The following is a 17855-nucleotide window of genomic DNA, read 5'->3' on the forward strand; positions in this document are numbered from 1 at the left end:
TGCCGCCCTACCGTCGGACCATGGTCGCTTCCCCGGAGCCGGTGAAGAGCGAGAGCAGGCTGACCGTGCTGCTCGCCCTGGCGGTCAACCTCGCCATCGCGGTGATGAAAGCGGTCGCGGGCGTGATCACCGGCTCGGCCGCGCTGCTCGCCGAGGCCGGGCACTCGGTGGCGGACACCTTCACCGAGGGCCTGCTGCTCACCGCGTTGCGGAGGTCGAAGCGGCCCGCGGACCGGCGGCACCCGTTCGGTTACGGCAAGGACCGGTACTTCTGGTCGCTGCTCGCCGCCGTGTCGATCTTCGTGTCGGGCGCGGTGTTCGCGTTCTACGAGGGGTTCAGCACGGTGTTCGGCGAGCCGACCGAGCAGACCAGCCCCGGTGTGGGGTACGCGGTGCTGGCGATCGCGTTCGCGCTGGAGTCGGTGTCGTGGGCGCAGGCCGTGCGGCAGGTGCGGCGGGAGGCGCGTTCGGAGGGCCGGTCCGCCATCGCCTTCCTGCGGATGTCCGACGACCCGACGGTGAAGACGGTGTTCATGGAGGACTCGGCCGCGCTGGTCGGTCTGCTGCTGGCGTTCGCCGGTCTGGGGCTGCACCACCTGACCGGGTCGTCGGTGTGGGACGGCGTGGCGTCGCTGCTGATCGGCCTGCTGCTCGCGGTGGCGGCGTTCGTGCTGGCGGGCACCAACCGGGGGCTGCTGATCGGGCGGCAGGCCGACCCGAAGCTGGTGCGCGCGGTGTGGGCGTACCTGCGGGAGGTGCCGGAGGTCGAGCAGGTCGTGGACCTGCTGACCATGGCCGTCGGCACGGACCGCGTGCTGCTGTGCGCCCGCCTCGACTTCGACGACGGTCTCGGCGCCGCCGACCTCGAACGCGCGTGCGTCCGCATCGATGCCGAACTGCGCGCCCGCTGGCCCGACCTCGACGAGGTGTTCCTGGAACCCGTCCCGCGCACCGACCCGGAACTGAGGTCCCGCGTCCTGGCCCGGTACGGCAACCTGCTCTAGCGGCGGGTCCGGCGTCTCCAGCGGCGGGTCTGGCGTCTCTAGCGGCGGGTCTGGCGTCTCTAGCGGCGGGTCTCGGTCCGGTGGAAGTTCAGGTAGGCCCGCGACGGCGTCGGCCCCCGCTGCCCCTGGTACCGGCTGCCCGCCTGCTTCGACCCGTACGGGTGCTCGGCGGAGCTGGTGAGCCGGAAGAGGCAGAGCTGCCCGATCTTCATGCCCGGCCAGAGCGTGATGGGCAGGTTGGCGACGTTCGACAGCTCCAGCGTGATGTGCCCGGAGAACCCGGGGTCGATGAACCCGGCCGTCGAGTGGGTGAGCAACCCGAGCCGCCCGAGCGAGGACTTGCCCTCCAGCCGGCCGGCGAGGTCGTCGGGAAGGGCGACCAGCTCGAAGGTGGAGCCCAGGACGAACTCGCCGGGGTGCAGGACGAACGGCTCGTCGTCGGGGGTCTCGACGATCGAGGTGAGGTCGTCCTGCTGGATGGACGGGTCGATGTGGGTGTAGCGGGTGTTGTTGAACACCCGGAAGAACCGGTCGAGACGGACGTCGATGCTGGAAGGCTGCACCATGACGTCGTCGAACGGCTCCAGCACCAGGCGGCCCGAGTCGACCTCTTCGCGCAGATCTCGGTCACTCAACAACACGGGGCACAGCCTATGTGTATGATCGGTGCCGCAGCACGCGGGTGTAGTTCATTGGTAGAACGACAGCTTCCCAAGCTGTAGAGGCGGGTTCGATTCCCGTCACCCGCTCGGAACGCCGAAGGCCCAGGTCAAGCCCGGTTCACCGGACCGACCTGGGCCTTCGGCGTGATCGGGCCCGAGGCCCACCCGCACGGTCGGCCGACCGACACAGGCGCTCCCGAGGATCCGTCATCTTCGTCACCCCTCGTCCGCCTTGGTCGAGGCCGAGCCACCGCCACCGCGACTTTCGTTTTTTTCGGATAGACTGTGTGACAAGTCGAAGGACCGGAAGGAACGACGATGACAGCGGCGCCGCGGCGGCACACCCTGTTCCCCTCTGGTGACAACCAGGGCGAGTTGGCGCACGCGGCCGAGGCCCTGCACGGCCACACCAGGCTCGTCGGCCCGGACGGCACGGAGATCAAACTGCCCGGCGAGGTGTTCGCCGCACTGCGCGAGGTGGTCGAGGCACTGTCGAACGGGCTCGCGATCACGATCGCGCCACAGACGACCCAGCTGACCACGCAGCAGGCCGCGGACATGCTCAACATCTCCCGTCCCACTCTGGTGCGACTCCTGGAAGAGGGCGAAATCCCGTTCGAGATGCGCGGGCGTCACCGGCGGGTCCGGTTGACCGATCTGCTGGATTACCAGGAACGCGCGCGCGTCCGCCGCCGCACCGCGCTGGACGAGATCGCGCGTGAAGCTGTCGAGGACGGTTCCTACGACGCCGTGGATCAGTTCACCCGGACCCGCTAGTGCCCTTTCCCGCATTCCTCGACGCCTGTGTGCTCATCCCGTACCGCCTGGCAGACCTGTTGCCGCGGTTGGCGGAGCGAACACCTACCGTCCACTCTGGTCGGACGAGGTGCTCGGCGAAGTCGAGCGCAACCTCCCGCGCGTGGGACACCGCACGCCGGAGGAGTTCCTGGACCGCTTGACCAAGCTCGTTCCCGACTTCGCCGCGGAAGTGCGCACTCCCGTGCTGCAAGCCCGGTGGCGACAGCGCCGCCTCTGATCGGCTTCGAGGCCAACGCGGTCGGCCAGGTGCTCGGCGCGCTCATCGGCGCAGTCGGGCGGCTTCCTCGGCTGTCCCCGACGCAGCCGGGACGGGTACCACTGCGGCGCGCGGCGGCACCACCGTGGCGGACGGCGGCGCAGCCGTGGCGGACGGCGGCGCAGCCGTGGCGGGCGACGGGACCGCCGCGCAAACCACGAGCGCGATCGCGGACATGGACTTCCAACGCAAAACTTCCCCCTGGGGTCCGGATCCGGCCCATCCGAACACGGCGGCGGAAGGTTTCCGGCCCCTCACCGGGTGGTTCACCGGCCAGGGGTACGACGAAAGTGGATCGCCCGTACCGAGGAAAGTGGGGAAAGCTCAAGGCTTGATCAGGGCGTGTCGCTCAAGCGGTTCCCAGCCGCGTCGAACAGGCTCCCGATCAACCTCTGCGGAATCCCGTCCTATTCGGCCGAACGCCAGGCCGCGTCGTACCGGCGCTGCCGCTCGCGATCCGTTTCGGCGGCGCGTTCCTTGCGGTACGTGCTGGCGGCGGCGCGTGGGTAGCCGTACTTCGTCATGCGGTGGTCGGTGCTTTCGATCGCGTACGACACCGCGAAGTACACGCCGACCACCAGCCCCAGGGAGCCGCACGCGATGGCCAGTGGCAGGGGCGAACCCAGGCCCCAGACCAGTCCCAGGGTGATCAGCACGGTCAGCGGCAGGACCTGGAGGAACGCGCGAACCACGAACCACGCCAGCCAGGACGGCTTGGTGGCCTGGTGGAAGACCCACTCGCGGTGGCGGACCGGGAGGCGGCCGCCGAGGAGGTACCAGGCGCGCAGCGCGAGGGGCGGCCTCCCGCCCCCGTCTCCCGCGAGGGGCGGCCTCCGGCCCCCGTCTCCATTGTCCCACTGGGGTACGACGTTTTCGTGGGCCGCGTGGTCGGGGGAACTCATGGGGTTCGCTCCGTCGCTGCGATCACGCGGGTGAGGACCTTGTGGAGGGCTTCCAGCTCGTCGAGGGTCATGCCCAGCTTCTCCACCACGGCCGGCGGGATGGCCAGGGCCTGCTCGCGCAGGGCGGCACCGGCCGCGGTCAGGGTCACGGCCAACTGGCGCTCGTCGGCGGTGTCGCGGGTGCGGTTGAGGTAGCCGATCGACTCCAGGCGCTTGAGCAGCGGGGACAGGGTGGCGGGCTCCAAGGAGAGCATCCGCGCTAGCGCCTTCACCGACAGCGGCGCCTTGCCCCACAGCGCCAGCATCACCAGGTACTGGGGGTGGGTCAGGTTCATCGGCTCCAGCAGGGGCCGGTACAGAGCCACCACGTTCCTGGACGCGATGGACAGGGCGAAGCAGACCTGCCGCTCCAGGGCCAGCGGGTCGCCCTCGATAGTTTGTGCACTAATCATTAGCACGCAGACTACTACACGAGTTCGGCCCAGCCCCCGCCCTCGGCCAGCACCGTCCGCACGCCCGCGAAGTGCTCGACGACCCCGGCCAGGTCGCTGTGCAGCAACGCCGCGCGGTCCGCGTCGACCGGCAGGTGGTCGTCCCGCCACAGCTCCAGCGGCAGGCTCAGCACGAACACCACCGAGTCGACGAGCCGCAGCACGGGCGCGTCACCCGGGCAGGCCGAGCGCAGCGCGGCGCACTCCCACGCGATCTCGTGCAACCCGGCGACCGCCGCGGCCGGCGTGCCGTCCCACGACTCGTCCGGCCACACCCGCGCGCTCAGCGCCATCCACAGGCGCCACCCGGCCCCCGACTCGACCTCGTCCCGCGGCTGCCACGCACCCATGTCTCCACTGTGGGTCCGACAAGCCGGACGAACCGCATGAGACTGCCCACAAGTGTGATCCCGCCCCCACGCAAGGGGGCGGGACCACGGAACGTCACGCGCGCGCCCGCTCCGGTTCAGCGTCGGACTGCAACGAGTCCACCAACGCGGCCCGGTCCTCGGACGGCTCCGGCTTCAGCGCCAACCCGACCACCAGGTACAGCACCAACGACACCAGCAACGGCCAGGAGACGATCACCGCCTGGGTCACGAACTCCACCTTGTTCTGCTGCAACACGTACAGCACCGCCCACGTCCCGAGCCCGCCCACCACGGACGAGATCGCCGCCGACGGCCCGACCCGCTTGAACCACGGCAGCAGCCCCAGCATCAACGGGATCGCGATCGGCCCCATCGTCGCCGCCACCAGCGCGATCACGACCTTCAGCACGAACCCCTTGGTGTCCGCCGTCAGCGCGATCGTCATGGACAGCCCGATGAACGCGAACGTCGTGATCCGCGCCAACTGCAGTTGCGCGGCCTCGGACAGCCGGGTCACGCCCTTCCACAGGCGCGGCAACATGTCCCGGGTGATCACGGCCGAGATCACGTTCGCGTCCGACGACACCATCGCCATCGTGTGCGAGAAGAACCCGGCCAGCACCAGCCCGACCATGCCCGCGGGCAGCATCGCCTTGCCCATCTCGACGTACGCCTGCTCCGCGTTGGCCTCCATGCCCGGCACGATCAGCGGCGCCGCCCACATCGGGAAGAACAGCACGAGCGGCCACACCAGCCACAGCACGGAGGACAGCAGCGCCGACCGCTTCGCCGCCGCCCCGGACGGCGCGGCCATGTAGCGCTGCGCCAGGTTCCACATGCCGCCGTTGTACTCAAGCGTCTTGATCAGGAACAACGCCATGAAGAACACCAACGTGTACTGACCGGCCAACGGCTCGGAGTGCGACTCCGGCAGTTGGTCCCAGATCTCCCACATGAAGGAGATGCCGCCGAAGTGCGCGGCCACCGCGACGAACATCGCGATGCCCGCCAACCCCTGGATGATGAACTGCCCGAAGTCGGTCAGCGCGTCGGCCCACAGACCGCCGAGCACCGAGTAGACCATCGTCACCAGGCCGACCAGCGTGATGCCCAGCCACACCTCGACGCCCGCGAAACCCTTGAGCAGCAACGCGACCGCGACCCACTTCGCCGCGATGTCGACGACCTTCAGCGCCGCGCCGGCCCACGCCATGACCTGCTGCGTCGGCACGTTGTACCGGCGGGCGAGGTACTCCAGCGGCGACTTCACGCCGTGCTTCGAGCGCAGCCGGTTCCACGCGCCGGCCCACAGGAACGCGCCGATGCCCACGCCGACGCCGATGGTCAGCGCCCACCAGATGTAGACGGTGAGCCCGAGCCGGTAGGCCTCGGCGGCGAAGGCGACGAACATGACGGCGCTGTAGCCGGACATGTGGTGCGAGATGCCGGACAGCCACCAGGGCATCTTGCCGCCGGCGGTGAAGAAGTCCGCGATGTTCTTGATCCGCCCACGTGACCAGTAGCCGATGGCCACCATCACGAAGAAGTACCCACCTACGACCAGCCAGTCGAGGGTGCCCATCCAACCTCCCTGAACGTCCTCGGCGGGCGGCAGCGCGACAGAACGGGCGGCGGTGCGCGGCGTCCCACGTGCGGGTGTGTGACGTAGGTCTTACGGAGCCGTTGCACTGTGCGGAAGACCACAGCAGCCAACTGACTCACAGTTGTGACTCTTGTTCACATACGTGACCAAGTCATACCGACAGTTTTGTTTCGCGAAACCCCGTCATGTCCCCGCGGCGAACAACTCCCATGGACATGCAAACCGGTGTCAACGGCCGTCCGCTGCCCGCGGGCGCGGGCCGGCATGCCTCGGGGCCGGGGATCGCGCTGGTCGATCCCATCCCGCTGTTCCGCGAGGGCCTGTCGGCGGTCGTGCGCCGAACACCGGGCCTGAACTGGCTCGGCTCGACCGGGCACCTGCACACGGCCGTGCGGCTCCAGGAGCGGCTGCGGCCGGACGTGCTGCTGGTGGACTCGGTGCTGGACCCGCAGGGCCACCTGGCCACCCTGCTGGTCGGCAACGACCCGCAGCTCGTGGTGATCTCGCTCGTGCGCGAGCCGCACCGGACCGCGAAGTACGTGCGGGGCGCGCTCGCGGCGGGCGTGCGCGGGCTCGTGCCGCGCGGCGGCGAGGTGGGCGAGGTGCTCCAGGCGATCGTGCGCGGGCACCAGGAGCGCATGTACGTCGACCCGACGCTCGCGCCGCTGGCCGCGGGGTTCACGCCGACCGCCGAGGCCGGGTCGCGGCGGGCGCTGTCGCGGCGGGAGTACGAAGTGCTGCAGTTGATCGCCGACGGACTGGAGAACCAGGCGGTGGCCAACGAGCTGTACGTGTCGGTGGAGACCGTCCGCACGCACGTGAAGAACATCCTGCGCAAGCTGCGGGCCCGGGATCGCACGCACGCCGTGTCCCTCGCCTACCAGGCCGGACTGCTCAGCTCGAACATGAAGTGATCTCGTCTGCTCCGCCACAACCGGGTAGCCGCCCTTGCCGGGGTTACTGACAGGTAATAAACTGTTGTTACCGGTCAGTAGGGGACAGCCCCGACCTGTTTGGAGAGAGCGACGAGATGGGTCACTACAAGAGCAACGTCCGAGACCTCGAGTTCAACCTCTTCGAGGTCTTCAACGTGCAGGACCACCTCGGCACGGGGCCGTTCGAGCAGTCCGACGAGGACACCGCGCGCGGCGTGCTGGCCGAGTTGAACAACCTCGCGGTGGGCCCGCTGGCGGAGTCCTTCGCCGACGCCGACCGCAACCCGCCCGTGTTCGACCCGAAGACGCACTCGGCGACGCTGCCCGAGTCCTTCAAGAAGTCCTACCAGGCGATCTGGGACGGCGAGTGGTACCGCCTGTCCCTGCCCAACGAGCTGGGCGGCTTCGGCATCCCGCCGTCGGTGCAGTGGGCGGCGTCCGAGCTGATCCTGGGCGCGAACCCGGCGATCTACATGTACCTGGCCGGCCCCAACTTCGCGACCGTCGTGCACAAGAACGGCACCGACGAGCAGAAGCGCTGGGCCGAGATCATGATCGAGCGCGGCTGGGGCGCCACCATGGTGCTCACCGAGCCCGACGCCGGCTCCGACGTGGGCGCGGGCCGGACGAAGGCCGTGCTCCAGGAGGACGGCTCGTGGCACCTCGACGGTGTGAAGCGGTTCATCACCTCGGGTGACCAGGACCTAACCGAGAACATCATGCACCTGGTGCTGGCCCGCCCCGAGGGCCCCGGCATCGAGGCGAAGCCCGGCACCAAGGGCCTGTCCCTGTTCCTGGTGCCCAAGTGGCACTTCGACCCGCAGACCGGCGAGCCGACCGGCGAGCGCAACGGCGCCTTCGTCACCAACGTCGAGCACAAGATGGGCCTCAAGGTCTCCACGACCTGCGAGCTGACCTTCGGCCAGCACGGCGTGCCCGCCAAGGGCTGGCTGCTCGGCGAGGTGCACGACGGCATCGCGCAGATGTTCCAGGTCATCGAGTACGCCCGGATGATGGTCGGCACCAAGGCCATCGGCACGCTGTCCACCGGCTACCTCAACGCCCTGGCCTACGCCAAGGAGCGGGTGCAGAGCGCCGACCTGACCCGCATGACCGACAAGACCGCGCCCCGGGTCACCATCACCAACCACCCGGACGTGCGCCGCTCGCTCATGCTGCAGAAGGCCTACGCCGAGGGACTGCGCGCGGTGTACCTCTACACCGCCACGTTCCAGGACCAGGTCGCGCTGGGCGGCGAGGCCAAGGAGCTGGCGGAGAAGGTCAACGACCTGCTGCTGCCGATCGTCAAGGGCGTCGGCTCCGAGCGGGCCTACGAGCAGCTCGCGCAGTCGCTGCAGACCCTGGGCGGCTCCGGCTTCCTCCAGGAGTACCCGATCGAGCAGTACATCCGGGACTCCAAGATCGACTCCCTGTACGAGGGCACCACGGCCATCCAGTCGCTGGACTTCTTCTTCCGGAAGATCATCCGCGACAAGGGCCAGGCGCTGGGCTTCCTCAACGGCGAGATCCAGTCGTTCATCGACAACGAGGGCGGCAACGGCCGGCTCAAGGAGGAGCGGGCGCTGCTCAAGCAGGGCCTGGAGGACCTGCAGGGCATCCTGGGCGCGATGATCGGCTTCCTGACCAGCTCGCAGGAGGACGTGCGCAACCTGTACAAGGTCGGCCAGAACACCGTCCGCCTGCTGATGACCGCCGGTGACGTGCTGGTCGGCTGGCTGCTGCTGCGCCAGGCCGAGGTGGCCCTGGCCAAGCTCGACGGTCAGGTGTCGGCCAAGGACAAGGCGTTCTACGAGGGCAAGGTGGCGGTCGCGTCCTTCTTCGCGAAGACCGTGCTGCCCGAGCTGTCCGCGCGCCGCAAGATCACCGAGAACACCGACAACTCGCTGATGGACATCGACGAGTCCGCGTTCTGATCCTGCTGCGAGGACCAGGGCGGTTCCCCCGGGGCGTTGGGGGGACCGCCCTTTTCGTCAGCCCTTGTGCGCGTTGTCAGCCCTTGTGGGCGCGGGCCGCCGCGAAGCAGTAGACGCCGAAGCCCAGGAAGCCCAAGGCGATCAGGGCGAGCAGGAAGATGCCGTAGGGCTGGGCGGCGAGCGTGTGCAGCGCCTTGTCCAGCCCGCCGGATTCCGACGGGTCCGCCTCGATGGCCGCGAACCCGACCAGGATCCCGATCAACCCGTACGCGATCCCCTTGCCGATCCACCCGACCCGCCCCAGCCGCTCGACCCACTTCTGCGACCCGGCCGGCAGCTCGGACATGTAGAGGTCGTCCTCGAAGGACTTCTTGACCCCCTTGCGCGCGACCGCGACCCCCAGCCCGATCACGAACAACGCCACCGCACCCACCAACACCTGCCCGAGCGGCAGCGCCAACACCTTCGCCGTCCACGTCTGCGACTGCTCGGTGGACGTCTTCTGGCTCGACCCGGTCGCATAGTTGACGGCCGCGATACCGATCACGACCCCGGTGATCGCCCGCCCGACCGAGCCGCACCGCCGGTACCAGCGCTTCCGCTCCGGCGACACCCACTGGTACCCGGACACCGCCATGGCCACCTGCCACAGCGCGAACGCGAACAGCCCGACCGCCAACACCCACAGCAACACCGGCCCGAGGGACGTCTCGGCGATCGTCGCCACCGCACCCTTCTGGTCGGTGCGCTCCCCGGTGTCACCCAGCACCACCTGCGCGGTCAACACGGCCAGCAGCACGTGGACCACCCCGTAGCACACCATCCCCGCCCGGCCGAGCAGTTGCACGGCCGGGTGACGTCTCACCTCATGCACGCTCACGATCGAGTGAATACCCGCCCCCGACCAGCCCTAAGCCGCCCCACTCGTCGGCGCGCTCTCGCAAGATCAAAAGCCAGAAGCGGGCCTGGAGGCGCCCTTCCTTTGGCCGAATAGCCGACAGGAAGCGCCTTCGGCGCGAAGAGCAACGCCTACGGCACGTGAGCACCATAGGCGTTGAGGCGAGCGTTCATGCGGCGCTAACCCGCCGGCGGGGCCTCGCACACGATCTTCGGCGACGGGTCGTACTTGACCGTCCGCGACTCGGACCGCGTCTGCCCGGTGCGACGGTCCGTGATGGTCCGGGTGTCCGTCACCGTGAAGCCCTGAGAGCCGTTGCTGGGCACGCACGGCTGGGTGGTCTTCTTGATCTCCTGCGGCTCGGTGAAGTTCGTGCGCTCGCTGGTGGACCCGGTGACGTCGTAGTTCTTCGTCCCCCACAGCACGATCTTCAGCGACGACGGGGTCCAGATGGTCTGGATCGCGACGCCGGTCTGGTCGGGGTTGGTGAACTTGATGTCGATCAGGCTGTTGCCCGCGGCGTCCATGAACACCGTGGCCTCGCGACCCGCCGGGTAGCGGGAGATCCAGTAGCTGTGCTCCTTGTGCCCGGCGTCCTTCATGCCCGCGTGGTACGCCGCGTTGTACAGCGTCGTGGCGAACTGGGAGATGCCGCCGCCGACCGCGCGGCCGGGGGCGCCGTTCTCGATGATGCCCGCCTCGACGTAGCCCTGGGCGGTGCCGCGGGGGCCGGTGAAGCCGTTGAGGGAGAACGTCTCGCCGGGCTTCACGATCGCGCCGTTGACCTTCTGCGCCACCACGCGGATGTTCACGCCCGAGTCGGCCGCGAAGCCACCGGTCTGGAACTCGCCGATGACCTCCTTGATGCCCATCTGGTTGGCCTGCTCGGTGGTCACCTTGGCGGGCGACTTCTTGTACTCCGCCTTGATCTCGCGCTGATCGGCGCGCTTGAGCACGTCGAGGTACGGGGCCAGCGACTTCTCCCAGTCGATGGTCAGCCCGTCCACGGACTCCTTGACGGTGGGCCGGCCGCCCTCGAACACGATCTCGGCGTCCTTGCCCTCCTTCTCGGTGTCCTTGAGCTGGGGGCCTGCGGCCTCGATGACCTTGTTGTTGTCCACCTTGACGTTCAGGCTGCCGTCGTCGGCGGGCTCGAACACCAGCGTGCCGAAGAGCTGCTCGGGCGTGAGCGTGGCGTCCTTGCCCTCGCCCTTGATCAGGACAGGCGACGCGACGGCGGGCTTGGCGACCTCGTCGAGCGCCTTCTGCACGCCCTCCTTGGTCGTCTTGACCGGGGTGGTCGCGACCGGCAGTTCGACCGTGCCGCCGTCCGCCCAGTCGGCGAGCAGCTTCTCGCGTGCGCCGGCGGCGTCGAGCTTCTGGCCCTGCTTGGGGTCTACGGCGACGGCCGTGCCGCCCTCGAACTTGATGGTGCCCTCGGCCGGGTCGTGGTCGGTCTTGGCGCGCAGGCCCTCCACCGCGGCGGACAGCTTGCCCTGGTCGCTGCGGGTGGCGAAACCGACCTCGCGGGAGGTGAAGAACGAGGTGATGCGGGTGATCGGGGACAGCGGCTGGTCACCCGCCCGCTCGAACGTGCCCGCCCAGTCCAGTTCCAGGCCCGCGGCCTTGGGGTCGACCTCGGTGTCCACGTCGCCCGCGCGCGCCTTGACCGGCTTCTCCAGGCGGGGGCCGATCTCGGCGCGCAGCTTCTGCTCGGCGTCCTGGTGGCTCATGCCGCCCACGTCGACGCCCGCGACGGTCACGCCGCGCGGCACGTTGCCGCTGGAGACCAGGATGTCCAGGCCGTACAGGAGCACGAGCAGGCCGAACACGCCGGCCGCGACGAGCGCGACCTTCTTGCGGCTCTTGCGGCGCTGGTCGTCCTCGTCGGCGGCGGTGCCCTCGTCGACCATCATCGGGCCCAGGACGGTGGCCTCCGGCTCGCCGACCGGGGTCGCGAACACGGTGGTCTGCTCGGAAGGGGACGGGTTTCGCGGACCGTCCTGCGGCCCGTTGAACGCCCGGGTCTCGTCGAAGGCGCGGGTCTCGTCGAACGCCCGGGTTTCGTCGAACGCGGGCGCGCCCTGCGGGCCGCCGAAAGCGCGGGTCTCGTCGAACGCCGGCGCGCCCTGCGGGCCGGGGAAGGCGCGGGTCTCGTCGGCGGGCGGGGTCAGCTTGCGGGTGACCTCGTCGGGGTGGGGGTTGGGCACATCGTGGGTGACGCCCGTGGGGGCCGAAAGGTTGCCGCTGTCGATGTACCGGGTCGCGTCCGAGGGTGCGACGTCGCGCACGGTGGCGTCGGCGGGCGCGGCCTCGCGGCCGGACGCGTCGGCGGGCTCGTCGGGCTCCTCCTGCGGCCAGGCGTCCTCTTCCCGGGGCCACTGCGCCTCCCCGGCGGACGGCCCGGAGCCGTTCGTCGGGCGCTCCGAACCGGTGCCCGACGGGCGGACCGGCTGGAACGCCGTGGTCCGCTCAGCGTCGTACTCCGGTCTCTGGTTCTCCGGCACCGCTCCCCCTCTTGCCTCTCACGCAAGGTCCTGGGACTGCTTACCCGACCGCCGTCACACGTCGATCACGGTCGGGCGGTTCTAGAGGTAAAGGCCCGTTCCGTGATCCGACCGCTCGGTGGCGGTGGCGTGCACGTCGCGCTCGCGCATGACCAGGTAGGTCGCGCCCTGCACCTCGACCTCGAACTGCTCGTCCGGGTTGAACAGGACCCGGTCGCCGACCTTGACGTGCCGCACGTTCGTGCCGACCCCGAGCACCTCGCCCCAGGCCAGACGCTTGGCCATCTGGGCGGTGGCCGGGATCAGGATGCCGCCGCTGCTGCGGCGCTCGCCGTCCTCCGGGGAGATCCGCACCATGACGCGGTCGTGCAGCATCTGGATCTCAAGCTTGACATCGGGCACCCGATGAGTCTACGTGGGCTCTCTACACGTCCTCGTCCAGACCGCCCATCATGAGCGGCAGTCGGTTCGGTCCGTCCGCACTGATGCGCACCGGGACGCCCCAGTCCTGCCGGGTGAGCTTGCACACCGGGTGCTCGACGGCGGGGTCGTCCGTGCAGCTCGCGGCCTGCGCGACGACGTGCAGGACACCATCGGTGAAGCCGTCCGCGATGCGCAGCGTCCGCTTCAGGTCGGTGCCCACGCCCGCGCCCTCGACCAGCAGTTCCGGGGGCGAGCTGGTGATCTCCAGACGGGTCGACGGGCCGTAGCGGTCGTCCAGCTTCTGGCCGGTCGGCGGGGTGAAGACGACCGACAGCTCCAGCTCGCCGGGCGCGATGACCGTGGGCGGGCGCTTGACCTGGTGCGCCTCGCCCAAGACCTTCGTGCCGGGTGCCACGGGCCGCTCCAGGCGGTGCGCGGCGGAGGCGACGACGACCAGCTCACCGTCGACGAACAGCACGTCGCTGGGCTCGGCGATGTCGGTGGCCAGCGTGGACACCTCGCCGGTGGCCGGGTCGTAGCGGCGGACGGCGCCGTTGTAGGTGTCCGCGACCGCCACCGAGCCGTCGGGGAGGACGGCGACGCCCAGCGGGTGCTGGAAGAGGGCTTGGTCGGCGGGGCCGTCACGGTGGCCGAAGTCGAAGAGGCCCTTGCCGACGACGGTCTTGACCTGGCCGTTCTCCAGGTAGCGCAGGGCGGAGGTCTCGGAGTCGACGAGCCAGAGGCGGTCGCCCTGCGCGGCGAGGCCGGAGGTCTGGGCGAAGAAGGCGTCCTTGAGCGGGGCGTCGCTCAGGCCCTCGACGGTGGTGCCGGCGAGGCGTTCGAGGCGCTGCTCGACGGGCTTGAACAGGCCGAGGGTGTGGTTGCCGGCGAGCGCGATGGCGATGCCGCCGGCGGGTTCCCACCAGGCCACGTCCCACGGGCTGGTGAGGTGGATCGCGTCGGCCGGCCCGTCGGTCTCGCCGTCGCGCCACTGCTCGCCGGTGCCGGCCACGGTGGTGACCTCGCCGGTGTCCAGGTTCAGGCCGCGGAGCAGGTGGTTGACCGTGTCGGCGACGACGACGTGGTAGCCGACCGCGGCTGCCGCGTCGGACGGGAGGAGGGCCAGGCCGGCGGGCTCGGAGAAGGTGGGCGCGAGGCCGTCCTGCCGGCCGCGCTCGCCGGTGCCGATGCGGCGGACGACGGTTTCGCCGTCGGGTCCGAGTTCGACCAGGCTGTGGTGCGCGGAGTCGCTGACCAGCAGGTTCCCGTTCGGCAGGACGATCGCCTTGGCGGGGAAGCGCAGGGTCGTGTCGGCCGGGGCGGGCGGGACGTAGGGGCCGTCGCCGCGGTGGAGCGTGCCCTTGGCCTCGTGCTCGGCGATGAGTTCGCCGATGACCGTCCGGAGCGCGTCGACATGCCCCTCACCGGCCGCGACGTGCACGACGTACCCCTCGGGGTCGACGACGACCAGCGTGGGCCACGCCTTGACGGCGAAGTTCTGCCACGTGGTCAGCTCGGGGTCGTCCAGCACGGGGTGGTGCACCTCGTACCGCTCGACGGCGGCCTTGAGCGCCTCGGGGTCGGCCTCGTGGACGAACTTCGGGGAGTGGACGCCGACGGTGACCAGGACGTCGGCGAACTCGGCCTCCAGGGGGCGGAGTTCGTCCAGCACGTGCAGGCAGTTGATGCAGCAGAAGGTCCAGAAGTCGAGCAGGACCACCTTGCCCCGCAGGTCGCCGAGCTTGATGTCCTTCCCACCGGTGTTGAGCCACCCGCGGCCCACGAGTTCGGGGGCGCGGACACGAGCACGGCGGCGCTGAGCAGTCGTCACGACCGAAGTCAACACTCTGGGACGGCCGGCCTGTTCCGGGGTCCACTTGTCGAGAACGCGAGCGGGACTTCGGATCACCGAACCGATCTTGGGCCCAGGACTTCGGCGCCCAGCTCGGTCACCCGGCGGCGGAGTTCGCGGTCGGCGGTGACGACTGCGCGGGGGCGGTCCTCTGGGTCGGTGCGGACCACTTCGACGATCTTGTCGTCGCCGGAGCCGTCGGCCGCCACCACGCGGACCCCGGGGATGGATTCCACGTGACGGGCCTTGCCCTCGACCACCAGGACGACTTCGAGCGGACCGTCGTGGAACGGCGTTAGGCCGTGTTCGGCCACCGCGGTCAAGGAGTCGCGGAGGCGGGTGGCCGCGCCCGCGCGGTCCCGCCACCAGCCGTCGGGGACGGAGCCCACGACGTTGGCCGCGTCGACCACCAGGAGCGGGAGGGTCATCGGCCCATGCTCTCAGCAAACCTTCAAAAACCTGTCGCACCCCGGTGGCACCATGGATGGTGTCCATGGGGGACAAAACACATCAGGGGGAACCAGTGATGATCCGGCGCGCCCGCAGACAGGACGACGACACCTGGACCGGTTCGGCCACGTCCAAGTAGTCCGGGCAACCTGGTCGGGGGACACATGGGAAACCCCGCGGTGCTGCCAGGTCGGGGGTCCGACAGCATCGCGGGGTCACCATGAACATCGATACACGATAGTGGTCTGTTACACCCTCTCCAGGGTGTGAGCCAGATCACGTTTCACAGCACTCAAGATAACCGGAGGCCCTGCCGCGCGGGAGGTGCGGCAGGGCCTCCGGCGTTTCCCCCTTCGCCGGTCGCGCGCGACGGCGGGGCGTGCACCCGGTGTCGATGTCGGGTGGCCGTCACGCGCGGAGGGCGGTTCAGCGGAGGGTGGTCACCTGGGCCTGCGCGATCGCCATCAGCTCGTGGCGCATGGCCGGGGTGGGCGCCTGGTCGATCGCGCGGGCAACGGCCTTGCGGTTGCGAGCCTCGACACGACGAGCGCGGAGCTTCGCAGTGAAGTTCACGGGGTTCATCCCTCTCGGAGTGCTTCTCGGTGTGTGACTCAAGTATGCACCCTCGACACCCGCGACGCACCCGATTATCCGGTGAGATGGGGCACAAGCCGATGAATCTCCGGTGGCTACCCGTTCAACACCCTCGATTCGCCTGGATGTCACCTGGTTCCGCCGGACAGCCCAGCGACGGTTCTCCAGTGTGACCGCTAGAGAACCCGATGCGACCGGAGATCAGTCCTCGCGCCCCAGCAGGAACCGCCCGAAGTGCGGCACGGTGAACGCGATCTGACCGCGTTCCGCGCTGTAGACCAGGCCCTTCTTGATGAGGCTGTCCCGCGCCGGCGACAGCGACGACGGCTTGCGCCCCAGGTGGTCGGCGACCTGCGCGGTGTTCACGCCCGCGTCCTTGCCGTCGGTCAGCTCCGCCATCGCCCGCAGGTACTCGCGCTCGGCCGGCGTCGCCCGCTCGTACCGCGACCCGAAGAACCCCACCGCCAGCTCGGCGTCCGCCTCGGGCGCGGCGACGGCCACGTCCAGCGGGGTGATCGGGTCGGCCGGCGCGGCGTCCCACGCGGCCTTGCCGTAGGCCTGGATGAAGTACGGGTAGCCGCCGGACGCGTCGAACAGGGCGTCCAGCGCCTCGTCGTGGATGCCCGCCTGCTCCCGCTCGACCGGCGCCAGCACCGCCCGGTCGGCGTCCTCGCGGGACAGCCGGTCGATCCGCACGTACCGGAACAGCCGCTCCGAGTACGACTTGGACGCCGACAGCACGGCCGGCAGGTGCGGCAGCCCCGCGCCGACCACCACCAGCGGGGCACCCGACTGGGACAGCTCGTGGCACGCCGCGCACAGCGCCGACACGTCGTCCGCCCGCACGTCCTGCATCTCGTCGATCAGCAGCGCCACGCCCGTGCCCACGTCCTGCGCCAGCTCCGCGACCTCGGTGAACAGCTCCACCAGGTCGATCTCGATGTCCCCGGAGTCGGCCCGGCCCTGCGCGGCGGGCACGTCGATGCCCGGCTGCCACCGGTCGCGCAGCTTCGCGTCCTCGGGGTTGGCCTTCAGCGCGAACGCCTTGAGCACGCCCAGCACCGCCTCCACCCGGTCCGGCGCGCGGTGCCGCACGGCCAGGTCGCGGATCGCCCGGTGCAGCGCGGCGGACAGCGGTCGCCGCAGGCCCGCCTCGGGCCGGGCCTCGATCTTGCCCGCGCCCCACCCGCGCTTGACCGCCATGGACCGCAGCTCGCCCAGCAGCACGGTCTTCCCGACGCCGCGGAGCCCGGTGAGCACGAGACTGCGCTCCGGCCGGCCGCGCGCGACCCGTTCGAGGACCACGTCGAACGCGCTCAGCTCCTTGTCCCGCCCCGCCAGCTCGGGCGGGCGCTGCCCCGCGCCGGGGGCGAACGGGTTGCGGACCGGGTCCATCCTCGGACGGTATCGAGCTGTCTACGGCCGATCCAATACTCGGCGCGTGTCGCGCCTTATTAATCTGTCTAGTGTTTGTACTAGATCGTCTTATCGTTGCGCATGATCCGGCATGCGAGTTGGCTGGGCGCCGTGGCTGAAGTCGTGACCAAGGGCACCGGCAAGGTCGAGCGCACCGCCGACCGCGCCGAGGTGCAGGTGAACTTCGAGACCTCCGGCGCGACCCGCGGGGAGGCGGTCGACCTGCTGACTCGGCGGGTGGCGTCGGTCGAGCCGCTGCTCGCGCGGCCCGGCGTGGAGGTGCGGTCGCGCCAACTCAACGTGCACGACAACTGGAACGGGAAGCGCCGGTCCGGCAGCCGGGCCTCGCAGTCCTACACGCTGCGGATCGACGACCTCGACCAGCTCGACGACCTGCTGGGCGCCCTGGTGGCCGCCGAACCCACGTGGCTCAACGGCCCGTCGTGGCAGCTCGCGTCCGACACGGACGCGGTGCGGGAGGCGCAGAAGGAGGCCGTCGTGGACGCGCGCCGCCGCGCCGAGGGGTACGCCGAGGCCCTGGGCGCGCGGCTGGGGACGTTGCTGCGGCTGGCCGACGGGGACAGCGAGATGTGGGCGATGGAGTCGGTGCGGGCGGTGGCGGGCTACGGCGGCGCACCGGGCGCGCCGCCGCAGATGGACCAGCTGAACCTGGAAGCCCAACAGATCACGGTCACCGTCCGCTGCACCGCGACCTGGTCCCTTCTGGACTGAGGGCCG

The 17855-nt window shown here is 70.0% G+C and carries 17 protein-coding genes and 1 tRNA gene; 6 read left to right on the top strand and 12 right to left on the bottom strand.

Features of this window, described 5'->3' with window-relative positions:
- The first annotated feature begins 20 nt into the window (after positions 1-20).
- The gene (locus RIN75_RS01335) at positions 21-1004 is read left to right on the top strand and encodes a cation diffusion facilitator family transporter (protein ID WP_309109868.1); all 984 of its coding nucleotides are present in this window, start codon (positions 21-23) and stop codon (positions 1002-1004) included.
- A gap of 59 nt (positions 1005-1063) precedes the next feature.
- On the opposite strand, the gene dcd is transcribed toward RIN75_RS01335, so the two are convergent.
- Positions 1064-1645 (bottom strand): dCTP deaminase, encoded by a 582-nt coding sequence (dcd, locus tag RIN75_RS01340; protein ID WP_309109869.1) that lies wholly within the window; start codon positions 1643-1645, stop codon positions 1064-1066.
- Positions 1646-1682: 37 nt separating this feature from the next.
- Here dcd and RIN75_RS01345 point away from each other — a divergent pair.
- Together RIN75_RS01345 and RIN75_RS01350 are read left to right on the top strand one after the other, a co-directional pair.
- Positions 1683-1753 (top strand) — tRNA-Gly (locus RIN75_RS01345).
- Between the two features lie 231 nt (positions 1754-1984).
- Positions 1985-2443 (top strand): helix-turn-helix domain-containing protein, encoded by a 459-nt coding sequence (locus RIN75_RS01350; protein ID WP_309109870.1) that lies wholly within the window; start codon positions 1985-1987, stop codon positions 2441-2443.
- A gap of 705 nt (positions 2444-3148) precedes the next feature.
- Here the strand turns inward: RIN75_RS01350 and RIN75_RS01355 are convergent.
- The 4 genes from RIN75_RS01355 to RIN75_RS01370 form a co-directional block, all read right to left on the bottom strand.
- Positions 3149-3643, bottom strand: a complete 495-nt coding sequence (locus RIN75_RS01355) for a DUF5313 family protein (RefSeq protein WP_309109871.1) — start codon at positions 3641-3643, stop codon at positions 3149-3151.
- The gene (locus tag RIN75_RS01360; protein WP_309109872.1) at positions 3640-4095 is read right to left on the bottom strand and encodes a MarR family transcriptional regulator; all 456 of its coding nucleotides are present in this window, start codon (positions 4093-4095) and stop codon (positions 3640-3642) included. Before RIN75_RS01360 ends, RIN75_RS01355 begins: the two co-directional genes overlap by 4 nt.
- A 14-nt stretch (positions 4096-4109) precedes the next feature.
- Positions 4110-4484, bottom strand: coding sequence for a hypothetical protein (locus tag RIN75_RS01365; protein WP_309109873.1), 375 nt, complete (start codon positions 4482-4484; stop codon positions 4110-4112).
- 94 nt (positions 4485-4578) lie between these two features.
- Positions 4579-6087: a sodium:solute symporter family protein gene (locus RIN75_RS01370; RefSeq protein WP_309109874.1), complete on the bottom strand. Its 1509-nt coding sequence runs from the start codon at positions 6085-6087 to the stop codon at positions 4579-4581.
- Positions 6088-6317: 230 nt separating this feature from the next.
- Between RIN75_RS01370 and RIN75_RS01375 the strand changes: the two genes are divergently transcribed.
- The gene (locus tag RIN75_RS01375; protein WP_309109875.1) at positions 6318-7022 is read left to right on the top strand and encodes a response regulator transcription factor; all 705 of its coding nucleotides are present in this window, start codon (positions 6318-6320) and stop codon (positions 7020-7022) included.
- Positions 7023-7138: 116 nt separating this feature from the next.
- Entirely contained in the window at positions 7139-8977 is a 1839-nt protein-coding gene (locus RIN75_RS01380) for an acyl-CoA dehydrogenase (protein ID WP_309109876.1), read from the top strand.
- Between the two features lie 76 nt (positions 8978-9053).
- On the opposite strand, the gene RIN75_RS01385 is transcribed toward RIN75_RS01380, so the two are convergent.
- The 7 genes from RIN75_RS01385 to RIN75_RS01415 all read right to left on the bottom strand — a co-directional run bounded on the left by RIN75_RS01385 (position 9054) and on the right by RIN75_RS01415 (position 17096).
- Complete coding sequence (locus RIN75_RS01385; RefSeq protein WP_309109877.1) at positions 9054-9842, bottom strand: DUF1206 domain-containing protein; 789 nt, start codon at positions 9840-9842, stop codon at positions 9054-9056.
- 212 nt (positions 9843-10054) lie between these two features.
- Positions 10055-11791 carry a VanW family protein gene (locus RIN75_RS01390; protein WP_309110416.1) on the bottom strand — a complete coding sequence of 579 codons (1737 nt, stop codon included), beginning with the start codon at positions 11789-11791 and terminating at the stop codon, positions 10055-10057.
- 672 nt (positions 11792-12463) lie between these two features.
- Positions 12464-12757, bottom strand: a complete 294-nt coding sequence (locus tag RIN75_RS01395; RefSeq protein WP_309110417.1) for a co-chaperone GroES — start codon at positions 12755-12757, stop codon at positions 12464-12466.
- A 49-nt stretch (positions 12758-12806) separates the two neighbouring features.
- The gene (locus tag RIN75_RS01400) at positions 12807-14636 is read right to left on the bottom strand and encodes an NHL domain-containing thioredoxin family protein (RefSeq protein ID WP_309109878.1); all 1830 of its coding nucleotides are present in this window, start codon (positions 14634-14636) and stop codon (positions 12807-12809) included.
- Between the two features lie 74 nt (positions 14637-14710).
- A complete protein-coding gene (locus RIN75_RS01405; protein ID WP_309109879.1) occupies positions 14711-15085 on the bottom strand; it encodes an NTP pyrophosphohydrolase in 375 nt (124 codons plus the stop codon).
- Between the two features lie 448 nt (positions 15086-15533).
- The gene (locus RIN75_RS01410) at positions 15534-15680 is read right to left on the bottom strand and encodes a hypothetical protein (protein WP_170199033.1); all 147 of its coding nucleotides are present in this window, start codon (positions 15678-15680) and stop codon (positions 15534-15536) included.
- Positions 15681-15902: 222 nt separating this feature from the next.
- Entirely contained in the window at positions 15903-17096 is a 1194-nt protein-coding gene (locus RIN75_RS01415; protein ID WP_309109880.1) for an ATP-binding protein, read from the bottom strand.
- Between the two features lie 132 nt (positions 17097-17228).
- Between RIN75_RS01415 and RIN75_RS01420 the strand changes: the two genes are divergently transcribed.
- Positions 17229-17849, top strand: coding sequence for an SIMPL domain-containing protein (locus tag RIN75_RS01420; RefSeq protein ID WP_309109881.1), 621 nt, complete (start codon positions 17229-17231; stop codon positions 17847-17849).
- Positions 17850-17855: the final 6 nt, after the last annotated feature.

It is taken from the genome of Saccharothrix sp., from assembly GCF_031180885.1.
In the GTDB taxonomy this organism is placed as follows: Bacteria; Actinomycetota; Actinomycetes; order Mycobacteriales; family Pseudonocardiaceae; genus Actinosynnema.